The 1,752-nt window shown below is 62.2% G+C and carries 3 protein-coding genes; 2 read left to right on the top strand and 1 reads right to left on the bottom strand.

Going from position 1 to position 1,752, the window contains the following annotated elements; genetic code table 11:
* Positions 1 to 589, top strand: a 589-nt coding sequence (locus tag IV091_RS13825; RefSeq protein WP_293469695.1) for an FtsX-like permease family protein, incomplete at its 5' end; no start/stop codon positions are given.
* Positions 590 to 611: 22 nt separating this feature from the next.
* On the opposite strand, the gene IV091_RS13830 is transcribed toward IV091_RS13825, so the two are convergent.
* On the bottom strand, positions 612 to 998 hold the full coding sequence (locus IV091_RS13830; RefSeq protein ID WP_293469697.1) for a cupin domain-containing protein: 387 nt from the start codon (positions 996 to 998) through the stop codon (positions 612 to 614).
* Positions 999 to 1,480: 482 nt separating this feature from the next.
* Between IV091_RS13830 and IV091_RS13835 the strand changes: the two genes are divergently transcribed.
* The coding region (locus tag IV091_RS13835) for a pyridoxamine 5'-phosphate oxidase family protein (protein WP_293469699.1) at positions 1,481 to 1,752 on the top strand (272 nt) is incomplete at its 3' end.

The following is a 1,752-nucleotide window of genomic DNA, read 5'->3' on the forward strand; positions in this document are numbered from 1 at the left end:
GACGCTGCAGCGCCGCATCACCGGCAACACCCGCGTCAACACGCTGCTGGTGTCGATGGCCGAGGACAGCGACGCCAACCGCGTCAAGTCCAGCATGACCCAGCTGCTGCGCGAGCGCCGCAAGCTGGCGAGCGCCGACGAGGACAACTTCAATGTGCTGGACACCAAGCAGCTGGCCGAAACCCTGTCGGGCACCACCAAGGTGCTGACCATGCTGCTGGGCGCCGTGGCCGCCGTCAGCCTGCTGGTGGGCGGCATCGGCATCATGAACATCATGCTGGTCAGCGTGACCGAGCGCACCCGCGAAATCGGTCTGCGGCTGGCGATTGGCGCGCTGGAGCGCGAGGTACTGCTGCAGTTCCTGATCGAAGCCGTGGTGCTGGCATCGCTGGGCGGCGTCATCGGGATTGTGCTGGCCACCGGCGCGTCCGTCGGGCTGGCAGCGCTGATGGACGTGCCCTACCTGTTCAACCCGGGCGTGAACCTGCTGTCGTTTGCGTTTTCAGCCGGCATTGGCGTGCTGTTCGGCTACTTTCCGGCCCGGCGCGCGGCGCGCATGGACCCGATCGAGGCGCTGCGGCACGAGTGAGCCGACCTGCGCACGGTGGCGCTCAGGCGCTCATTTTCTTGAGCATGTGGTCAATGACCATGCCGTGCTCATGCTGCGGGCTGAACAGCACGACCTCCGCGTTCTGGCCGACCTTGACCGTGTGCCCCGGGGGCCAGTAGAACAGGTCGCCGCCATGGACCACTTCATGGTGGCCGTCTGTATAGGTGACGGTGATTTCACCCTCCAGCACGTAGCCCCAGTGCGACGACTGGCACAGGTCGCCTTCCAGCCCCTGAAGCAGCGGCGCAATGTCCGTGCCCGCACCGAGGGAAAAGTACTCGCCGCTGATCATGCCGCAGCCCTTCGCGTCGCCAAAATCCATTTTTTGCCGGGCGACGGCACCGGGCACATTAATTCTGACGGGAATGTCTTGCTTGGCGATGTGCATTTTGTGTTCCTCCGTTGAGACGGTTGAGGCCGGACAAAAGACCTGACCCGATGCAGGCCGCACGGGTATGTAGGCCGTGCAGCACAAAGCCTATTCCAATACGCCCCCGCGTGATAGTGGCCCTGCAGGCACCCTGGGCACGCGCGTTACAGTCCGTGCGCCGGCAGAAGCGGCTGAAAACTATCAAAACAATAGCTACTGAGACCGGTATGTATTGGGAAATAGCCTGATTTGATGCTGAAACCCGACTGGAAATCAGCGCCAGTTCTCTTTTTTTCAGGATTTACAATGAATGCTGCGCCACTTGCCAGACTGCAAGCTCCGACGGCCGCAGTCTGACATGGCGCGATTAAGGGAACGTCGGGGGGCATGGCGCTAACCCGGCCCGATGCGGCCTGCCCTTGACAACCGTCAAGGCCATACCACTGAACCAGTCCAAAATTCCGTGAACCTTTCCCTGTTGGCGATTGTGGAGGTGACGCATGGACGACGAAATCAGACAAAAAATCCTGGCGCTGCTGGACCAGCACCGCATCATGACGGTGGCGACGCTGCGCCCGGATGGCTGGCCGCAGGCCACGACGGTCGGCTATGTGAACGAAGGCTTGACCCTGTATTTTCTCTGCGGGCTGGACAGTCAAAAGGCAAAAAACCTGGCGCAAGACGACCGGCTCTCGCTGACCATCGACCACGACACGGCGGATCTGATGGCGATCACCGGCCTGTCGATGGCAGCGCGCGCGCATGCGGTGGT

Source organism: Polaromonas sp., from assembly GCF_018780625.1.
Taxonomy (GTDB): Bacteria; Pseudomonadota; Gammaproteobacteria; order Burkholderiales; family Burkholderiaceae_C; genus Polaromonas.

Excerpts from the sequence above, each read along its gene's own strand:
- IV091_RS13830 (WP_293469697.1), bottom strand. The coding sequence starts at position 998 with ATGCACATCGCCAAGCAAGACATTCCCGTCAGAATTAATGTGCCCGGT.